Origin of the sequence: Streptomyces sp. NPDC001851, from assembly GCF_040297165.1 — a bacterium.
In the GTDB taxonomy this organism is placed as follows: Bacteria; Actinomycetota; Actinomycetes; order Streptomycetales; family Streptomycetaceae; genus Streptomyces.
This window is the reverse complement of record NZ_JBEOYR010000009.1, coordinates 164,188-177,928: the sequence shown is the minus strand read 5'-3', so window position 1 is coordinate 177,928 and position 13,741 is coordinate 164,188. Positions and strand designations below refer to the sequence as shown.

The following is a 13,741-nucleotide window of genomic DNA, read 5'->3' as shown; positions in this document are numbered from 1 at the left end:
GGGGGAGTGAGCTGGTGACATGCGTGATCATCCCGGCAAACCGGGAATTCCGTGGTGCGTCACATCGGGCGCCAGGTGACACACGAGGCGGATTCGGGCACGTCCCCGTCGAAAGTCGGGGTACCTCCGGAACGATTCGGGGTCGCCGGACGTATTGATACGTGGCCGCACTGCTGTGACAGTTGAGAGCAGCTTAGGCCAAGGCCTGCGCGCGCGTCCGGGAAATGGAAACGTAGGCAGGTCAGGTTGCGCTGCCGTCACGATCCGGCACCCGAACATCCCGAGGGAGAGCCGCTCCCTCGGAACGCTCATGAGTACGGATTAGGCTGCCCCCATGCCAAAGAAGCGCTCGGGCGGTGGTCTGTCGCCAACGCAGCAGGCCGCCAAGTTCCTCGGTGTCAGTGTGCTCGCCGGAGCCGTGATGGCGGGCATCGCGCTGCCCGCGGCCGGCGCGCTGGGCCTCGCGGCCAAGGGCTCGGTCAAGAGCTTCGACGAGATCCCGGCCAACCTGAAGAGCCCCCAGCTCAGTCAGCGCACGACCATCCTGGACAACCAGGGCAAGCCGATCGCGAGCGTCTACTCCCGTGACCGTACGGTGGTGGAACTCAAGGACATCTCGCCGTACATGCAGAAGGCGATCGTCGCGATCGAGGACTCCCGCTTCTACAAGCACGGCGCGATCGACCTCAAGGGCGTACTGCGCGCCCTGAACAAGAACGCGCAGAGCGGCGGTGTCGCGCAGGGCGCCTCCACGCTCACCCAGCAGCTGGTGAAGAACTACTTCATCGAGGAGGCCGGCGACGACCCGACGAAGGTCGCCGAGGCCACCCAGCAGACGCTCGGCCGCAAGATCCGCGAGCTGAAGTACGCCATCCAGACCGAGGAGAAGCTCGGCAAGAAGAAGATCCTTGAGAACTACCTGAACATCACCTTCTTCGGCGAGCAGGCCTACGGCGTCGAGGCCGCCGCCCAGCGCTACTTCTCCAAGCACGCCAGGGACCTGAACCTCCAGGAATCGGCGCTGCTGGCCGGCATCGTGCAGTCCCCGAGCCGCTACGACCCGGTCAACGACGACGCCGAGGCCACCAAGCGGCGCAACGTCGTGCTCCAGCGGATGGCGGAGCTCGGCGACATCTCCCAGAAGGAGGCCGACCAGGCCAAGGAGAAGCCGCTCGGGCTGCACCCCAGCCGGCCCAAGAACGGCTGCATCACCGCGGTCCGCGGCGCCGGCTTCTTCTGTGACTACGTACGCGACGCCGTCCTCAACGACCCGGTCTTCGGCACCACCAAGGAAGCCCGGGCGAAGCTCTGGAACCAGGGCGGTCTGACGATCCGTACGACGCTCGACCCGCAGGCGCAGGACTCCGCACAGGCGTCCATCAAGGACCACGTCTACAAGTCCGACGAGGTGGCGACGGCCGCGGCCATCGTCGAACCGGGCACCGGCAAGATCCTCGCCATGGGCCAGTCCCGCCCGTACGGCTTCGGCAAGAACGAGACGCAGATCAATCTCTCCGTCAACTCGGACATGGGCGGCGGCGCCGGCTACCAGCCCGGTTCGACGTTCAAGCCGATCGTCGCGGCGGCCGCGATCGAGGGCGGCAAGCCCCCGACGCAGGAGTACTCGTCGCCGTACGAGATGCCGTACCCGAGCCCCGTGCAGGCGTGCAACGGCCGGGTCTGGCACAACAGCCGGACCAAGCCGGCCAAGCTGAAGAACGAGAACGAGTCGGAGCACGGCCCGTACGGCATGAAGGAGGCGACCGCCAAGTCGGTCAACACCTACTACGTGCAGCTGATCAGCGACATCGGCATCTGCCCGGTCATCGACATGGCCAAGAAGATGGGGGTGGAGCGCGCGGACGGCCGCAAGATCGACCAGGCTCCGTCCATCGCGCTCGGCACGCAGGAGATGTCGCCGCTGACGATGGCCAACGCGTACGCCACCTTCGCCTCGCGCGGTATGTACTGCACCCCGGTCGCCATCGAGTCGATCACCCAGAAGATCGGCAGCCAGGTGAAGTCCCTTCCGGTGCCGAAGACCACCTGCTCACGCGCGATGTCGGAGAAGACCGCGGACACCATCAGCACGCTCCTCAAGGGCGTGGTGGAGGACGGTACGGGCCAGGAGGCCGGGCTCGGCGACCGCCCGAGCGCGGGCAAGACCGGTACGACGGACGAGCGCTTCGCGGCCTGGTTCGTCGGCTACACCCCGAACATGGCCGGTGCGGTCTGGGTCGGCGACCCGCAGCACAAGCGCAAGATGATCAACATCACCATCGGCGGCGTGCCACACGACAAGGTGTTCGGTGGCGAGGTACCCGGCCCGATCTGGCGCGACATGATGACCGGCGCGCTGGAGGGCAAGCCGGACGAGGACTTCCACCTGATCGACATCCCCGACGACAACACCGGGGACGACCAGGGACACGGGCACGGGAAGAAGCACGGCGGCAAGAACGGGGACAGCACGGGCGGGATCGGCGGCCTGATCGGCGGTCTGACGGGCGGGGGCCCGACGGACGGCGGAACGGGTGACACGATCGGCGGCACCATCGGCGGCACCGTCCCGAAGCCGACCTTCTCCCTCCCGGGCAACTTCATCCAGGGTCAGGGCAACGGCGGCGGCAACGGGAACGGGGGCCGACGGGGGTGAGGGCAGGCGGCTGAGGGCACGCGTACGGGCCGTCCCTTCACGAGAAGCACATACGCGGCCGCACCCTCCGCGAGAAGGGCGCGGCCCCGCCGCCGTATCGCTGTAGTCCCAGCCGTATCGCTGTGCCCTCAGCCGATGCGGACTGTGCCTCCGGCCGTATCGCTGTGTCCAGCCGGCGGTGCCTCCTGCGGTACCGCCGTCGCTGTCTCTCAGCCCTGAAGCAGCTTCTGCTGTCTCTCAGCCCTGAAGGGGTTCCTGCTGTCTCTCAGCCCTGAAGCAGCTTCTTCACCGCGGCGGCGACGCGGCCGCCCTCGGCCTGACCGGCCACCTTCGGGTTCACGATCTTCATGACGGCGCCCATGGCCCGCGGCCCCTCGGCGCCGGCCGCCTTCGCCTCTTCCACGGCCTGCGCGACGATCGCGTTCAGCTCCTCGTCGGACAGCTGCTTGGGCAGGTACTCGGCGAGCACCTCGCCCTCCGCCTTCTCCCGCTCGGCCGACTCGGCACGACCACCCTGCGCGAAGGCGTCGGCCGCCTCGCGGCGCTTCTTCGCCTCACGGGTGATCACCTTGAGGACCTCGTCGTCGGAGAGCTCCCGCTTCTCCTTGCCCGCGACCTCCTCCTTGGTGATCGCGGCGAGCGTCAGCCGGAGCGTCGAGGAGCGGAGCTCGTCGCGCTCCTTGATCGCGGCGTTGAGGTCGTCCTGCAGCTTCGACTTGAGCGTGGTGGTCATGCGGTCGATTGTCGCAGGTGTGCCGGCCCGAACGCCCGCTGATTTAAGGGAGGCCGGCACACTGTGGCCCATGCTCGTGGCCCCGGAACGCCGACCGGGCGACCGGTCTCACCGTACCGCCGGGGTCTGACACGATGGGCGTATGCGCGCGCGATACAAAGTACCCCTGGGAATCATGGCGGCAGGCGCCGCCGGGCTGGCGTACGCGGCGGGCTTCGAGGCCCGCTCCTTCCGCCTGCGGCGAGTGACGGTCCCGGTGCTCCCGCCGGGGATACGTCCGCTGCGCGTGCTGCAGGTCTCCGACATCCACATGGTGAGCGGCCAGCGCAAGAAGCAGCGGTGGCTGCAGTCGCTGGCGGGCCTGCGCCCCGACTTCGTGATCAACACCGGCGACAACCTCTCGGACCCCGAGGGCGTCCCGGAGGTCCTGGACGCGCTCGGCCCCCTGATGGAGTTCGCGGGCGCCTACGTCTTCGGCTCCAACGACTACTACGGCCCCAAACTCCGCAACCCCGCCCGTTACTTGCTGGAGAAGACGAGCGGCCGCCACGGTCTGAACGGCAACCCGCCGGCGGTCGGCGCGATCCACAACCCGTGGGAGGACCTGCGCGACGGCTTCGACGAGGCGGGCTGGCTGAACCTGACGAACACGCGGGGTGTCCTGAAGGTCGAGGGCGTCTCGATCGAGCTGACCGGCCTGGACGACCCGCACATCAAGCGCGACCGCTACGCCCGGGTGGCGGGCGGCCCGTCGGGGTCGTACGACTTCTCGCTCGGCGTGGTCCACGCCCCGTACCTGCGCACACTGGACGCGTTCACGGCGGACGGCTACCCCCTGATCCTGGCCGGCCACACCCATGGCGGCCAGCTGTGCATCCCCTTCTACGGTGCGCTGGTCACCAACTGCGACCTGGACACGGACCGGGTGAAGGGCCTCTCCACCCACACGGCGGACGGCCGCACCTCCTACCTCCACGTCTCGGCAGGCTGCGGCACCAACCGCTACACCCCGGTCCGCTTCGCCTGCCCGCCGGAGGCGACGTTGCTGACGCTGGTGGGGCGGTAGCACGGACCCGCGAGGTGCGGGGCCGTCCGGAGTAACGGAAGTCCGGGGCATGACCTGCCTACCGGAGCCACGTGGAAGCACACCCGTCCGGGCTACGCCGAATGGCCCCACCCCTCCCCTGCTCCTAGCGTCAGGTGCATGACGGCCCCGATACCCAGGGATCTCCCGGACCTGCCCGCGGTCCCGGGCCCGCCCCTGCTGCTGCCCACCCCGGTCCCGGCCACGGCGGTGGTGGCGCCGGTGCGCCGCCCCACGGTCGCCCTCTTCCGCCTGCTGACCGCCCTGACGGCCGCGGCCGGCGTGGCCCTGGAGCTCCTGCTGGGCACCCCGGCCCGCACCCTCAGCTACTTCAGCGTCCAGGCCAACCTCCTGCTGGCCGTCGTCATGCTCCTGTCGGCGTCCAGGGCCGGCCGGGCCCGCAGGCCGCTGCCCTCCGCCGTGACCGGCGCCACACTCCTCTACGCCCTGGTCGCAGCACTCGTCTACCACCTGCTCCTGGCCCACACGACGCCCCCGTTCTCCATGACCGGCGCGACGACGGCCCCGGAACGCTGGCACGCCCAGTGGACGACCCTCCAGCTCCTGCACACGGTGGCGCCGACGGCGGCCCTGCTGGACTGGCTGCTGCTGACGCCCGCGGCCCGGCTGCACCTGCGCCAGACGGCCGCCTGGCTCCTCTACCCCCTGGCCTACCTGGCCTTCTCCCTGACCCGAGCGGCCTTCCTCGCCCCCTCGGACCCCTCCCGCTACCTGTACCCCTTCCTGGACGCGGCCGCCCACAGCTACCGAAGCACCCTGGCCAACGCCCTCCTCCTGGGCGTCGGGATCCACGCCCTCGCCGTCCTCCTCGTGGCCCTGGACCACACCCGCCCGACCCCGGTCCGCCGCCGGGTCTAAACCGGATTTCGCCTACAGCCACCGGTGGGCTAAAGTAAACGTCGTCGCCGCGAGAGCAGCGACACCGGGGTGTAGCGCAGCTTGGCAGCGCGCTTCGTTCGGGACGAAGAGGTCGTGGGTTCAAATCCCGCCACCCCGACAGTGAAGTACCAGGTCAGGGGCCTGATCCGCATCGCGGGTCGGGCCCCTGAGTGGTTCGAGGGGTCGTCCTGGGAGCCGTTTGGGAGCCGACTTCGCACAGTGGCTCCCAAACGGCTCCCTGATCGTTCGACTAGCGTCCCGCCTCTTTCGCCGTGGCCATGATTACCAAGCCCCTGGCCGCTCGGCGGGCGCTGACAAGTCACGATCACCGCACCCCGCGCAGGCAGCGGATCGGCGTCGCTGGCCTTCTCGGCAGCCACCGGGATCCTGAGGACGAAGCCTGGCGCAGGCTGCTGTTTACAAGACCCCGGGGAGCGAACACGCCGTCCGTCAGCGATCAGCGCTACCCCTTCGGGGATGCAGGCAGTTGCTGAGTACCTGCCAGCGATCCCGAAACCTAGATGCCTTGCTGCCAAACTGATCGCATGCAGGACAACTACTTCTCGCTTACTCGCGTCCGGCTGAGGCACTATCGGAGCATCGCTGCGGCCAACGTCGAACTGGGCAGGCTGCTACTACTCGTCGGACCGAACGGTTCTGGCAAGAGCAACTTCCTCGATGCCTTGCGGTTGCTCTCCGAGTCTCTCCAGACGTCTCTCGACCAGGCTCTGCGGAGCCGTGGAGGCGTGGCTGAAGTACGGAGGAGGTCCACAGGTCATCCAACCCACTTCTCGATCGACCTGGAGTTCCGGGGTCCGGAGTACCAGGGCGAGTACGGCTTCGAAGTTGCTGCGGTCAAAGGTGGCGGGTTCCGGATCTCCCGGGAGTACTGCGGTGTCTGGTACGACGCACGGCAAGACGAAGGCAATAGGTACGCCGATGCTGGATTCCGTGTCGATAACGGTGTGCTAACCGACAAGTCCGAGCCCGTCATGCCCCCGGTTAGCGACCAACGCCTGTACCTGGTGACAGCCGCCGGCCTAGAGGCGTTCCGGCCTGTCTACGATGGGCTGGCGGGCATCAGCGTCTTCAGTCTCAACCCGGACGTAATACGCCAGCCTCAGACGCCTGACTCCGGCGAGTTCCTTCATCGTGACGGCTCCAACATCGCCAGCGTCCTGCATCGCCTACAGCGCAGCACGCGTGGCCGGGAGGACAAAGCACGCATCGAGAGTTATTTGCAACTTATCGTCCCTGGCATGCACGGCGTGGCCCGTTCTGAGTTGGGAAACTGGGAGACCCTGGAATTTGCCCAGGAAGTACCGGGCGCCAAGAATCCTTGGCGTTTTCAGGCGCAGTCGGTCTCCGACGGCACGCTACGTGCTCTCGGCGTGCTCGTCTCGCTCTTCGCTGGTACAGGCAGCACTCTGAGTACCGTAGGTATCGAGGAGCCAGAAAGCGCCCTGCACCCAGCGGCAGCAGGCGTGCTCCTCGACGCGCTGCGTGACGCCAGCGAACGGCGCCAAGTGATCGTTACTAGTCACAGTCCTGATCTTCTCGATCGCCATGACTTCGATCTCTCCGAGCTGCGAGCTGTCCGCTCGATCGCCGGCGAGACCAAGATCGGTCAACTGGACGAAGCAGGAGTGCTTGCGCTCCGGGAACAGCTCTACACCCCCGGCGAGCTCCTCCGAAACGATCAGTTGCTACCCGCTGCTGCCACTGAATCGCAGTCGGGGGTGCATCGGTGACTCTCACCGCAGTCGTGGCTCCGATCGTTGAAGGCCACGGCGAGGTCCAGGCAGTACGCGAGCTCATCTCCCGCATCGCCCTCGAATTGTGCGGGACCTGGACAGAGGTCGCACCACCGTTCCGTCTCGACTCAAGCAAGATGCGCAAATCCGACGAATTGGCCAAGGCAGTTCGTGTGCAGGCTGCGCGTGTCAAAGGGCCCGGTGGTGTCCTCGTACTGCGAGACGGCGATGACGATGACGTCGACTGCCCGGTTGAGCTTGCCCGTCAACTGGCCCCAGAGACCGGCTTGGTAACTGTCCCCGTCGAGGTGGTGATCGCTCGCCATGAATACGAAGCCTGGTTTCTTGCCGCAGCCGACTCACTCCGCAGTCATCCAGCGGTCCGCGACGACGCATCCGCACCAGCGGACCCGGAAGCAAGGAGAGGAGCGAAGAGCCAGTTGGAGGCGATGATGTGCGAGTCCTACAAGGAGACGCTCCATCAGGCAAAGTTTTCCGCACTGATCGACTTGAACGCTGCGAAATCCAGAAGCAGGTCCTTTCGGCGCATGGTTCATGCCGTCGAATGTCTGCTGGAGCGCACCCACGGGGGACACTGGGATCGTTAATCGCTGCCGATGCTGAGCTGGTCCGGGCTGACGCCTGATCATGTGAAGCTGCCCGCAGCGACTGCTCCCAAGCAGCTCTCTGTGTGTCGCGATGCTGTCCGCACCTGCTATGAACCACAGGTAGGCAGGAGAATCGTGACCACGGCTTGTACCGAGGAGCTCACAGACGGTACGACGATCGCCATGCACCGATGGTCTCCGTTAAATGACAGGCAGCTCGCACTCCTCAACCGCATCGGGGAGGGAACGGACCCCGTCACGTCAGGCAGCCCCGAGCTCGCCACGACGGCCGGCGCGCTCAGGGACCGGGGCCTAATCAGTCGGGCCTCCGCCTGGCCGGGCCCCGACCACCGCAGTGTGGGCCGTAGCCTTGGCGAGTCTTTGCGTGTCCGTCTCGGAAGATCCGTGTCACGAACACCCGATCACCGCGCACGCGCATCCAGTCGTGTGCCAAGGTGCTCGCGGCATCGGCAGCGATGTTCACGTCGGTGCCGCGGCTCAGCAGCCGCGGCACCGCCCGCTTTCAGATCCCGGCGTGCAGGTGGGCCGCCCAGAGGTAGGGGGACTTTGGATATCGATCACGGACCTTACGCACGGTGCGGTGCAGAGCACGAGCCGCTGCATCCGTGTCGAGGTCACCATGCTGGTCGGTGTCCCCGCCGAGCTCAGCATAGAAATCAGCTGCCATATGCGAGGCCACCTCGTCGTTTATCTCCCAGAGAGTGCCGATAACGTGGGGAAAACCCGCGAGCTGAAAGGCCGATGTGAGATGGATGGCCTCGTCGATCAGCTCCACGGATTCCATGAACGCTGTTCGGCACGCTGACAGGTAGGCCAGTTGGGCCGAGTCCATCCTCATTTCTGCAAGGCTCGCCACCGTGAGCGGATCACGTTCGTGGTCGTGCAGAAGCAACAGGCTCTGGGACGGGTCGTCGGGGTCGTGGGCACCGTGGCACGCGAAATGAACGATCCCGCAATCGGAGAGGGCCTTCAGGACCCGCGCCTTGGTCGGTCGTGTCTCTGGCCCAGGGACGGTCATGCCGTCTTCAGCCTCTGCGTCCGGCTCCATAAGGAGCGTCGGCTCAGGCAGCAAGCCGCACAGCAGGGCGGCTTCTTCCGAGACGTGGTCCAGGCGGCCTTGGACGCCCGGGGTTGTGGGCATGGCCACGATCAGTGATCGGCTCACAGTCGGCGCGGAGGTGAGATGACGGCGTGCGTGGTGCAGTGCGCGGATGGTGGTGGTGTACGAGGAGACAACACGGTCCATGACTGTCGGCGGTTCCCTGTCTCTCAAGCCCGCCCGGGGCGGCTCGGAGTGACGGCCGGCAGCGTGGAGGGGTAGCAGTGAGAGGAGCCCGCCAGGTGCCCACCAGACGCGGGGCCACGGCTCTCCGGGAGAGGGCTCACCGGCGAAACCGAGGCTACGCAAGACCGGTTCGGCCGCCGCGTCCCACAGCCACTCCAAAACAGCGTGAAGCGTCGATTGCGCCTCTTTTCGAGTGAGGGGCGATGTGCGCGGATCCGCAACGGTTTCCAGGGCCCTGTGGAAGGTCTGTATCTGGTCAATGACGAGGTCATACGTGAGGTCGGGCAGATTCAGGGACTCGATTCCATCGGACGTCAACAGCAGTGCGTCGCTGCGGTAGTGGCTGACATTGAAGCTCACCACCGGGCCGGAGGTGGCTTGTGCCAGGAGCTCACTGACAGCGGGGGGACGAGCGAAGCTGGCGAATCCGTCCTGCGTTCGGATGCTGTCCAGCGTGGCCTGAAGTTGGTCGGCGCGGCTGCGTCGTTGCTCCTCGGCATCGACCGCACGTACGGCGGCGCTGGCATGCCCCTCGGGCTCCGTGAGGGAGGCCATTTCTATGGGCCGGTCGAGCTCGTCCCGAAGTACCTCGAAGCGATGGGCCAGGTCGGGATGGCACTCGCGAAGCTCTGCGAGATCACTCCGCATGTCCAGCGCCTGGCTGTGGATGACGCCGCGGCCCGCCTCAATCAATTGCAGTGCCCGCACTGCCCGATCAGTGGGTGTGCCTTCGTGAGAAGCAAGAGCCAGTGCCGCGGCGTCTCCGGCCAGCCCGGACCACTTGCCCATGGCGTGCTGCTGGTCACCGCGGCTCAGCCGGCGGTCTGCCACTTCGGGCAGCAGGTGTACGGCACCTGCCAGGAGATCGGCTGCGAGATCAGGATCCTGCTGTCCGGTCATTGAGGCCGCTGCGTGAGCGGCCCGAATCCGAATCGAGGGCCTGGCCCCGTCGGCTCGGGCGCCTTCCATATGGACGGCCACGGCGCGATCGAAGTCGTGTCGCGAGTGAGTCCGCTGATACCGGCGATGCAGGGCCGTCGCGAGCTGGAATAGGTAGTCGGCGCGCTCCGGATGTTCCGCGGGCGAGATGTCGAGCGCGGTCTGGCACGCAACCACCGCGTCATCCAGATCCACTACAGCCCCGGTCTTCTCGAACCTGGCGGTCAGCACACCTCCCAGCAAGGACAAGTACCTCGGGCGCTCAGGGTGGTGGGACGGAACGGTGGCGGTCGCATCATGTCCCGCCGCGACCGCGCCGTCCAGGTCCTCAAAGCCTCCAGTGCGCTGGAAACGGGCGTGCAGGGCGGTGCACAGATTCGCAAGGAAGCGAGGGCGGTCAGGACTGCTTGCATCCACAATGTCGAGGACCTCGCGCTTTCTTCGGATCACCTCGTCGAGGTCTCGAAGGTCCCCGTTCCGTTCGTAACGTTGCAACAACACTGTGCCGAGATTGGACAGCATCGCCGCCAAGGCGGAGTGCTCACGGGGCGCCGTATTCACAGCTTTGTGCGCGAACGCGATCGCGGCATCCAGGTCCGATAATGCCCCGGTGTGCTTGAACCGAGTCCACAGCATCAGACCGACGTTGGACAGACGGGTCGGCCGGTCGACGTGACCGTCCGCGGTGGCCTGAGCGGAAGCGCGACTGGCACTGATCGCCTCGTCCAGGTCGGCCATATCACCAGTGCATTCGAAACGCTGCCCGAGGGAGATGGCCAGGTTGTTGAGAACCGCGTTGAACTCGGTCTGGTGCGGGGTGACTTCCCGGGAGGCAGCGCGGTTCATTTCTATTGCCGCATCGAGGTCGGATCTGTCGCCACCAAGGCGATATCGCGCCAGGAGAGCTTGCCCCAGGCCGGAGAGACGAAGCCCACGAGCCCGGTGCCCCGGCGGAAGCATCGCCAGAGCTTCCCGGAACGTGTTGACGGATCGGTCCAAATAGGCTGTTTCACCGGTGCGCTGGAAACGAGTCAGCGCGATGCCGCCGAGCCCATACAGGAATATGGAGCGCGCAGGATGTTCCCCGGGGGCCGTCTCGACCGCGGCCTGGCAGCACTCGATCGCGTTCTCCAGGTCCGCCAGCACACCGGTGCTTTCATATCGGTCCCTCCAGGCGATCCCCAGATTGTGAAGAACCCCTGCCTTGTCTTGCTCTTCAGCACAGAGGTCTGACGCTTCCTGGAAGGCTTCGATCGCCGCGTCCAGGTCCGACAGGATGCCTCTCTCGGTGAACCTGGTCTTCAGCGCGGTGCCCAGGTTGTTGAGTCCGCCAGCCCGGTGGGCAGGGGAGCCCGCGGCAGCTTGGACTGCCAGTCGGCCAGTCTCGATCGCATCGTCCAGGTCCGCCGCCGTACCTGTATGGGTGAAGCGCTCCATCAGCACACCTGACAGGTTGGACAGCATGACCGGCTGGTTCGGGTGCCCTGTTGTCGTGCTTTCCACCGCGCCCCGGGCAGCGTCGATCGCCGCGTCCAAGTCCGTTGGTTCGCCCCCCGCGGCGAAGTGGGACTTCAGGATGACGGAAAGATTGGACAGCGTTTCCGCGTGCTCGCTTTCGCCATGAGGGATAGCGGCCGCGATGCGCCGCAGGAGATCGGTCACTCTTGCGCGCAGCACCGGGCTCGGCGAAGCGTCCATCCCTTGCTGGATCCTCCAGACGAACCCAAGCGCATGCTGGGCCACATCTGGAAGGAGTTCGTCCGGCAGCTCCTCCTCATCTGCGCCGAACACGAAGCAGGGCGTGAACTTCGCGACCGCTTCCTCTCTGTCCCGCTGCCCAGCCCCTTCGGGAAGTGCCCGGTACCTGAAGGCGTGGAACCAACCGAGGACGTAATGACCTTCCAGGTCGGACTCGTCGTTTCGGAGTACTGCGGCAAGTTGGCGGGCCTCGACCAGTGCTGCCGGCTCCAGCGCCACACGAAGGTCCTGTTCGCGGGCCAGTCGTTCGAGCCGTAACCCCACTACGGCAATCCGCTGCTCCAGTTCGCGTTCCCTTGCGAAGTCCTGCTCGCGCCCCTGCATGAACCGTCCTGTCACTTCCCGGTCTCCGATAGGTCTGATTGCTGCACTGTCCAGGTCGCCGAAGCGAGCCGCTGAATTCGACGGAGCTCACGAAGCCGGTTCCGCCGCAGGCGCCGGGCTGCTCAACCGTCGCATGACCGCGCCACCAAGCAGAGGACCCATCGGCTGTTCCTCGATGCGCAGCTTGTCGGCCAGGTCCGTCAGGTGAAGGCGCACGGATGCCTCCAGCAGCGTGGCGTAGGTGTCCGAGGCGGTACGGAGGCGACGTGCCGAAATGACCACCAGCGTGGCGGCGAGCGGCGCCGCGGGCCACCACCACCAGGCCAGAGGCAGATAGAGCAGGGCCCAACCGCCAAGGACGGCAGCTCGCGTCAACGCGGCGCGGGCTCTGCCGATCTCACCGCGTATCTCTTCCGGCAGCACGAGCCAGAGGTGTGGCCAGAGGGTGAGGAGATTGACATGTGCGTCTCGGTCCAGCCGGACCGTGATGGCGTGGATCCGGTCACCACTCCAGGTCGGCCGTTCAGGCCGCTCCACGGAGATACGTTCACACCTGTGGGCCATGCGGTGACGCTCCCGGGGCCTGGGGCGGTCAGCCGGTCGCGGAGCGCGTTCCAGAAGCCGTAGGTCTTCGTACTCTGCCCGTGCCTCGTCCCAGCGACGCTGTCGGCGTGCCACGTGACGCTCGGCCAACTCGCCGAACATCCACGGCCATGCGCCCCAGTCGGCAGCCAGGGCCACGCGCTCCACAACGGAGCCGAGAGACTGGGCGGCCAGACCGGTGGAGGCCGCACCAGCCAGGATGGCAGCGAGCAGTACGACCTGGCCGCCTACCGTGGCCACCTGGGGAGCCCGGGCAGCGTCCGAGATCACGTAAGAAAGCCGCCGCACGTCCAGCGCGGCGCTCTGCCCGAGGTTGTGTCCGGCTGCGGCGACCGCCAAGTAGAGCGCGCCTGGGAGTACGAGGAGAGTCAGCCACCGCTCGGCCAGCTTCTTGCTGAGTTCACTGAGCAGCCCTCCCACTACGGGAGCCTCTCCCGAATCAGCGCCGTCTCGCCGGGGGCCAACTGGCAGCGTGGCACGTCGTCGTCCACTTCCTGACCGGATCGACCGATACACAGCTGCAAGGGACACCGGTACACGACGTCCAGATCAGCAACACCGGCCAGCATCACGCTGCGGCCCGTTCCCCCATACACCCCGGACGGGTCGCCTGCGCGTCGAACCGCTGCGTGCAAGGCGTCCAGAAGAGGAGTAAGCGAGACGTCGTCCGCGGGCGGCCTGCCGACTGCGGCTTCGACAGCCCGCAAGGCGGCGTCGTCCTTGTCAAGCAGCGTGGCGAGTTCGCCCCGATGCCCACACACGTACGACAGCGCCTTGGCGATCCTCATACCGCCTACTTCCACCTGGCTCGTCATGCAGAACTCCGCCCCCTGCGCCTTGTTGATCCATCAGGCCGCCATTCTTGCTCCAAATGTGCAGGCACACGCGCGAGTTCGGCCAACTCCCTCGGGCAGAGCAGAGAGGCATCGAGGTCCTTGAAAGGACGGTTCAGCCGATCTCCTCTGCGCGAGCGATGCGTAGCGGCAGTGCACCACACGCCACGCTGCCGCTGACGGCATGCCGCACCGCGCAAATTCACCTTCGTAACGCGACGACTGAAGCAACCGCCATGCCGT

9 protein-coding genes and 1 tRNA gene are annotated in these 13,741 nt (G+C 66.6%); 6 read left to right on the top strand and 4 right to left on the bottom strand.

Features of this window, described 5'->3' with window-relative positions:
• The first annotated feature begins 334 nt into the window (after positions 1 to 334).
• Positions 335 to 2,656, top strand: coding sequence for a transglycosylase domain-containing protein (locus tag ABT171_RS15715; RefSeq protein WP_351243898.1), 2,322 nt, complete (start codon positions 335 to 337; stop codon positions 2,654 to 2,656).
• Between the two features lie 265 nt (positions 2,657 to 2,921).
• Here ABT171_RS15715 and ABT171_RS15710 read toward each other — a convergent pair whose 3' ends face one another.
• Positions 2,922 to 3,389 (bottom strand): GatB/YqeY domain-containing protein, encoded by a 468-nt coding sequence (locus tag ABT171_RS15710; protein WP_351243896.1) that lies wholly within the window; start codon positions 3,387 to 3,389, stop codon positions 2,922 to 2,924.
• 142 nt (positions 3,390 to 3,531) lie between these two features.
• Here ABT171_RS15710 and ABT171_RS15705 point away from each other — a divergent pair, with 142 nt between their 5' ends.
• From ABT171_RS15705 to ABT171_RS15685, 5 genes are all read left to right on the top strand, one after another.
• Positions 3,532 to 4,455, top strand: a complete 924-nt coding sequence (locus ABT171_RS15705) for a metallophosphoesterase (protein WP_351243894.1) — start codon at positions 3,532 to 3,534, stop codon at positions 4,453 to 4,455.
• A gap of 138 nt (positions 4,456 to 4,593) precedes the next feature.
• A complete protein-coding gene (locus tag ABT171_RS15700; RefSeq protein ID WP_351243892.1) occupies positions 4,594 to 5,352 on the top strand; it encodes a Pr6Pr family membrane protein in 759 nt (252 codons plus the stop codon).
• A 65-nt stretch (positions 5,353 to 5,417) separates the two neighbouring features.
• A tRNA-Pro gene (locus tag ABT171_RS15695) sits at positions 5,418 to 5,491 on the top strand.
• Positions 5,492 to 5,918: 427 nt separating this feature from the next.
• Complete coding sequence (locus tag ABT171_RS15690) at positions 5,919 to 7,124, top strand: AAA family ATPase (protein ID WP_351243890.1); 1,206 nt, start codon at positions 5,919 to 5,921, stop codon at positions 7,122 to 7,124.
• Positions 7,121 to 7,735: a DUF4276 family protein gene (locus ABT171_RS15685; protein WP_351243888.1), complete on the top strand. Its 615-nt coding sequence runs from the start codon at positions 7,121 to 7,123 to the stop codon at positions 7,733 to 7,735. Before ABT171_RS15690 ends, ABT171_RS15685 begins: the two co-directional genes overlap by 4 nt.
• A gap of 523 nt (positions 7,736 to 8,258) precedes the next feature.
• Here the strand turns inward: ABT171_RS15685 and ABT171_RS15680 are convergent.
• From ABT171_RS15680 to ABT171_RS15670, 3 genes are all read right to left on the bottom strand, one after another.
• Positions 8,259 to 12,062 carry a CHAT domain-containing protein gene (locus ABT171_RS15680; RefSeq protein WP_351243886.1) on the bottom strand — a complete coding sequence of 1,268 codons (3,804 nt, stop codon included), beginning with the start codon at positions 12,060 to 12,062 and terminating at the stop codon, positions 8,259 to 8,261.
• 87 nt (positions 12,063 to 12,149) lie between these two features.
• The gene (locus tag ABT171_RS15675; protein WP_351243884.1) at positions 12,150 to 13,085 is read right to left on the bottom strand and encodes a hypothetical protein; all 936 of its coding nucleotides are present in this window, start codon (positions 13,083 to 13,085) and stop codon (positions 12,150 to 12,152) included.
• A complete protein-coding gene (locus ABT171_RS15670) occupies positions 13,085 to 13,480 on the bottom strand; it encodes a hypothetical protein (RefSeq protein WP_351243882.1) in 396 nt (131 codons plus the stop codon). The genes ABT171_RS15675 and ABT171_RS15670 overlap by 1 nt, the downstream gene beginning before the upstream one ends.
• Between the last annotated feature and the right edge of the window lie 261 nt (positions 13,481 to 13,741).